Below are 4954 nucleotides of genomic sequence, written 5' to 3'. Positions count from 1 at the left end.
CCGCCCGGTGCGGCACGCTCCGGGGCACCCGCCCGGCCACCGGTCCGGGGGGTCGTGCGGGGGCTCTCAGGACGCGGCGCGTGCGGTGCCGGGGATGCCAGGGATGCCGGGGATGCCGGGGAGGAGGGTCGCGGCAGGGAGACGTCGCGCAGCACCGTCCGCGGGCGGTCGCGGACGGTCGCCGGGGGCTCGCCCTCCCGGACCGCCTCCGCCACGGCGCCGATGTCCTCGCGCCGGGCCCGCGCCTCCGGCGGCTCCAGCCGGACCACGCGCCAGCCCCGGGGCACCGTGAGCCGGTCGGCGTGCACGGCGCACAGGTCGTAGGCGTGGGGCTCCGCGTGTCCGGCGAGCGGGCCGACCACGGCGGTCGAGTCCGAGTACACGTAGGTCAGGGTCGTGACGGCGTCCCGCCTGCAGGTCTGGCGGGAGCAGAGGCGGGTGGGACTGCCGGAGGAGCTCATGGCCCGAAACTACCTCAGCGGGCGAGACGGCGCAGGCGGCGGCGCTCGCGCTCGGAGAGCCCGCCCCAGATGCCGAACTTCTCGTCCTTGCTCATCGCGTAGTCGAGGCACTCCGCCTGCACGGGGCAGGCCTCGCACACGCGCTTGGCGTCACGCGTGGACCCGCCCTTCTCGGGGAAGAAGGCCTCCGGGTCGGTCTGGGCGCACAGCGCGTCGGTCTGCCACGCGAGCTCGCCCTCGTCCTCGTCCACGGCGTACAGCCCGGCCACGGCGCTCCAGTCGGAGCCCTCGTCGGCGGCCGGTGCCTCGAGCAGGTCGAGAGCGGGTGCCGCGCCGGCGCCGGAGAGGTTCTGGACGGCCTCGTGGGCCCGGAGGTAGGCCGTGGCCTGGTCCTCCATGCTCCCGGCCGCCCGGCGGACGTGCCGCTCGGCGGCCCGGGGGTCGACGGGATCGACGAACCAGTCCTCTGGCACCGAGCGCATGCTCAGCCGACGGGCCTCGAGGGGGCTGGATTCCACGACCTGCTGTCGTGCGGCCTCTCCCATGACTTTCCTTCCATCCGACACGATTGCTCGGGTGCGGCGCAGTACGGGGGTCGCCGACCCTGTGCATCCCGGAGAACGTATCCTTGCTGATCGTCTGCCGGACTTCCCAATTACACGTGTGTAACTAGTACGGAGTCAACCCGTCCCGGGTGACCGCCCATGCCACGATATCCGGGAAGAATGTCTTTGGGAGTAGACGTTTTTCCACGTCACGGCCCGATTTTCGACAGGAATGCCGCAGAGGGCGAAGAATGCGACTCTACGCATATGCCGAACCGCCGCCGCGGGCACGGCAGCCACGAGGAGGAACCATGGACACCCCGACCCCCCGATCTGTCCCCCGCTTGGTGGACAAGCTGCGCAGCAGCAGCCGCCCGGCCCTGATCTGGTACGGCCGGGACGGCGAGCGCGTGGAGCTCTCGGGGCGGGTCCTCGACAACTGGGTGGCCAAGACCGCGAACCTGTGGGTGGACGAGCTCGACCTCGAGGCGGGCGACGTCGTGGCCGTCGGCGACGAGGTGCACTGGCGCAGTCTCGCGGCCGTCCTCGGCTCGTGGACCATGGGGGCCGCGGTGCGCGTGGTCGATCCCCGCGAGGACGCGGCGGAGCCCGGGGACCGGGCCGTGGTGGGCCTCGTCGACCCGCAGGGGGCGACGCCCCCGCTGCTGGACCGGGTGCCCGCCGGGGCGCGGGCCGTGGTCCTGGACCGGCCGGCGCTCTCGCTCGGCCACCGCGGCGAGCTGCCGGACGGGGACGTCCTCGACTACTGCGCCCAGGTCCGCTCCCACGCGGACGTCTACGACGGCCTCGAGGAGCCGGCGCCGGACGGTGCCGCGCTCCGGGCCGCGGGCACCGACGACGGCTTCCTGCCGCACGACCGGCTGATGCCGGCCGCGGGCGAGCTCGCGGCCGGGCGGGAGGACGCGTGGGGGACGGCGTCGGCCGTGCACGTGCCGGGCCGGCGGATGGACGCCGAGTTCCTGCTGCGCGTGCTGGCCGTGCTGGCCGGGGGCCGGGCCGCGGTCGTCACGGACCGCCCGGCGGACGCGGCCGACGACGGCTGGCGGTCAGTCCTGGCGGCCGAGAACGCCGTGGCCTTCTGAGCGGAACGGCTCAGCGCCCCTCCGCCGGCTCCGTGCTCCCGTGGCTCTCGTGGCTCTCGTGGGTGTCCGAGCCGGGGGCCGCCGCGCTCCCCGCGCGGTGGCGGGCGCCCTCCCGGTGGGGGTGCTGGTGCGCGCGGTGGGGGTGCTCGGCGCCCTCCGCGGGCTGGTGACCCGTGATCAGGGCGATCTCGAGGGCCGCGGTGTCCGCGAAGTTGGGGTCCTCGTCGAGCTCCTCGGTGAACACCCAGAAGCGGTAGGCGAAGTACCGGAAGACGGTGCCGAGGATGGTCCCGATGATCGTGCCGGACACGAAGGACGCGTAGGCGCTGGTGAGACCCAGCACGTAGTAGCTGAAGCCGAGGCAGCCGAGCTCGATGGCCATGCCGATGCCGTTGGCCACGAGGAACTGGACCAGCTCGCGGCGCTTGTCCGACTGGCGCTTGTGCCGGAAGGTCCACAGCCGGTTGGCGACCCACGCGAAGACGATGGCCACGGCGGTCGCCACGAACTTCGCCTTGAGGTGGCCGTCCTCGAACACCGTGTGCATCAGGATCCAGGTGAGCGACGCGTTGATCACGAACGCGAGGGCGCCCACGACGCCGAACTTCATGAGTTCCTTGACGAAGAGGTGCCACAGGGCATCGAAACGGTCGACGAGGCGGTTCACGCGGCTTCAGGTCTCCCAGGTGGTGAGGCGGTGGGCGCCGGCCGGCGCGGCGGTCGACGCCCACGGACGAGCACCCGCGGCGGACCTCGGCACATCCTACCCCGCCCCTCCTGCACGGCACCGGAGAGTTACAGCACAGTCCCCTGGCCGTCGCGGGGCCCGCGCCGGGCAGGTGCCGGGGCCGAGGCGGGAGCACGACGCCGGAGACCGGGCGGCGGGCGGCCCCGGAGGCAGGGCATCCCGGCCCGCCGAGCGGTCCCGGCGGACCGGGATACCCTGGTCGGGTGAATTCTTCTGTGACCGCCCCTGTCGTCGGCGTCGTCGGAGGCGGGCAGCTCGCCCGCATGATGGCGCCCTCCGCCACCGCCCTGGGGATCGAGCTGCGCGTGCTCGCCGAGGGCCCCGACGTCTCGGCGGTCGCCGCCGTGCCCACCGCCCCCGTGGGCGACTACACCGACCTCGACGTGCTGCGCCGGTTCGCCGCGGGCGTCGACGTGCTGACCTTCGACCACGAGCACGTGCCCACCGAGCACCTGCAGACCCTGCTCGCCGAGGGCGTGGACGTCCGCCCGGGCCCGGACGCGCTGGTGCACGCCCAGGACAAGCTGTGGATGCGCGCGGCCGTGGAGCGCCTCGGGCTGCCGAACCCGCGGTGGGAGGCGGTCGCCGACGTCGAGGAGCTGATCGCCTTCGGGGAGCGCACGGGCTGGCCGGTGGTGCTCAAGACCCCGCGCGGCGGCTACGACGGCAAGGGCGTCATGGTGCTCGGCACCGCCGAGGACGCCCGCGGCGCCGAGCCGGCGCAGTGGTTCGCCCGCACGGACGGGCCCCTGCTGGCGGAGGAGAAGGTCGGGTTCTCCCGCGAGCTCTCCGCGCTCGTGGCTCGGACCCCCTCCGGCGAGGTGCGGGCGTGGCCGGTGGTGGAGTCGATCCAGGTGGACGGCGTCTGCGACGAGGTGCTCGCGCCCGCCCCGCAGCTGCGCCCCGAGGTCGCGGCCGCGGCCGCGGACGCCGCCCGGACGCTGGCCACCGAGCTGGGCGTGACCGGAGTGATGGCCGTGGAGCTCTTCGAGACCCCCGGCCGCGGTACCGGGTTCCTGGTGAACGAGCTCGCCATGCGCCCGCACAACTCCGGGCACTGGACCATGGACGGATCCGTGACCAGCCAGTTCGAGCAGCACCTGCGCGCCGTGCTGGACCTCCCGCTCGGGGACACCGGGCTGATCGGCGGGTCCGCGGTGATGAAGAACTACCTGGGCGGGGCGAACCAGGACCTCTTCGGCGCCTACCGGGCGGCCATGGGCGCAGAGCCCCGCGCCAAGATCCACAACTACGGCAAGGCCGTGCGGCCCGGGCGCAAGATCGGCCACGTCAACCTCACCGGCACCGCGGACGAGATCCCGGAGCTGCGCCGGCGGGCCACCCGCGTGGCCGCCGTGCTGCGCGACGGGCAGGCCTGACCCGCGTGCCTCCCACGGCCCGTCCAGCCGGGACGGATAGCGTAGCCCCAGACCGGACCGCGATGGCGGCCCCCACCCGCCGAGCAGCCCAGGAGCACCAGTGAACGAGAAGCAGCAGCCCGTCGTCGGCGTCGTGATGGGCTCGGACTCCGACTGGCCCGTGATGGAGGCCGCCGCCACCGCCCTCGAGGAGTTCGGGATCGCGTACGAGGCCGACGTCGTCTCCGCCCACCGGATGCCCACCGAGATGATCGAGTACGGTCGGCGGGCGCACGAGCGGGGGCTGCGGGTGATCATCGCCGGGGCCGGCGGCGCCGCCCACCTGCCGGGGATGCTCGCCTCGGTGACGCCCCTGCCCGTGATCGGCGTCCCCGTCCCCCTGAAGACCCTCGACGGCATGGACTCGCTGCTGTCGATCGTGCAGATGCCCGCCGGCGTCCCGGTGGCCACCGTGTCCATCGGCGGGGCGCGCAACGCCGGGCTGCTGGCCGCCCGGATCCTCGCCGCCGGCGCGGACCCGCAGGCCGAGGTCCTGCGCGGGCAGCTCCTGCGCTTCGCCGACGAGCTCCGGGAGACCGCCCACGCCAAGGGCGCCGCCCTGGACCTGCTGTGCTGGGAGGTCGAGCACGAGGACACGACCTGCTCCGCCCACCCGGTACGTTTCGCCCTGGCCGAACCACCACCGCCCGACAGGCCCTTCCTGTCCCCGGCCTGCCGG

At 74.1% G+C, this 4954-nt stretch carries 6 protein-coding genes; 3 read left to right on the top strand and 3 right to left on the bottom strand.

Going from position 1 to position 4954, the window contains the following annotated elements:
- Together CRM73_RS20020 and CRM73_RS18145 are read right to left on the bottom strand one after the other, a co-directional pair.
- Positions 1-461: DUF3499 family protein (locus tag CRM73_RS20020; RefSeq protein ID WP_370658569.1), on the bottom strand; the 461-nt coding region annotated here is incomplete at its 3' end.
- 14 nt (positions 462-475) lie between these two features.
- Positions 476-1006 carry a WhiB family transcriptional regulator gene (locus CRM73_RS18145; RefSeq protein ID WP_095650442.1) on the bottom strand — a complete coding sequence of 177 codons (531 nt, stop codon included), beginning with the start codon at positions 1004-1006 and terminating at the stop codon, positions 476-478.
- A 311-nt stretch (positions 1007-1317) separates the two neighbouring features.
- Here CRM73_RS18145 and CRM73_RS18140 point away from each other — a divergent pair, with 311 nt between their 5' ends.
- Complete coding sequence (locus CRM73_RS18140; protein WP_229588683.1) at positions 1318-2109, top strand: TIGR03089 family protein; 792 nt, start codon at positions 1318-1320, stop codon at positions 2107-2109.
- A 10-nt stretch (positions 2110-2119) separates the two neighbouring features.
- Here the strand turns inward: CRM73_RS18140 and CRM73_RS18135 are convergent, their stop codons facing one another.
- Positions 2120-2776 carry a GtrA family protein gene (locus CRM73_RS18135; RefSeq protein ID WP_095650444.1) on the bottom strand — a complete coding sequence of 219 codons (657 nt, stop codon included), beginning with the start codon at positions 2774-2776 and terminating at the stop codon, positions 2120-2122.
- A gap of 344 nt (positions 2777-3120) precedes the next feature.
- On the opposite strand from CRM73_RS18135, the gene CRM73_RS18130 reads away from it, so the two are divergent.
- On the top strand, positions 3121-4236 hold the full coding sequence (locus CRM73_RS18130) for a 5-(carboxyamino)imidazole ribonucleotide synthase (RefSeq protein ID WP_051063720.1): 1116 nt from the start codon (positions 3121-3123) through the stop codon (positions 4234-4236).
- 136 nt (positions 4237-4372) lie between these two features.
- Positions 4373-4954 (top strand): 5-(carboxyamino)imidazole ribonucleotide mutase (purE, locus tag CRM73_RS18125; protein WP_370658570.1); only part of this gene is annotated, 582 nt, incomplete at its 3' end.

Source organism: Kocuria sp. CCUG 69068 (assembly GCF_020833785.1).
In the GTDB taxonomy this organism is placed as follows: Bacteria; Actinomycetota; Actinomycetes; order Actinomycetales; family Micrococcaceae; genus Kocuria; species Kocuria rosea.
The sequence above is the reverse complement of the archived record's forward strand: the minus strand, read 5'-3'. Positions and strand labels throughout refer to the sequence as shown.

Coding starts and splice junctions, on each gene's coding strand:
- CRM73_RS18130 (WP_051063720.1), top strand. CDS start 3,121: ATGATGGCGCCCTCCGCCACCGCCCTGGGGATCGAGCTGCGCGTGCTC.
- CRM73_RS18145 (WP_095650442.1), bottom strand. CDS start 1,006: ATGGGAGAGGCCGCACGACAGCAGGTCGTGGAATCCAGCCCCCTCGAG.
- CRM73_RS18140 (WP_229588683.1), top strand. CDS start 1,318: ATGGACACCCCGACCCCCCGATCTGTCCCCCGCTTGGTGGACAAGCTG.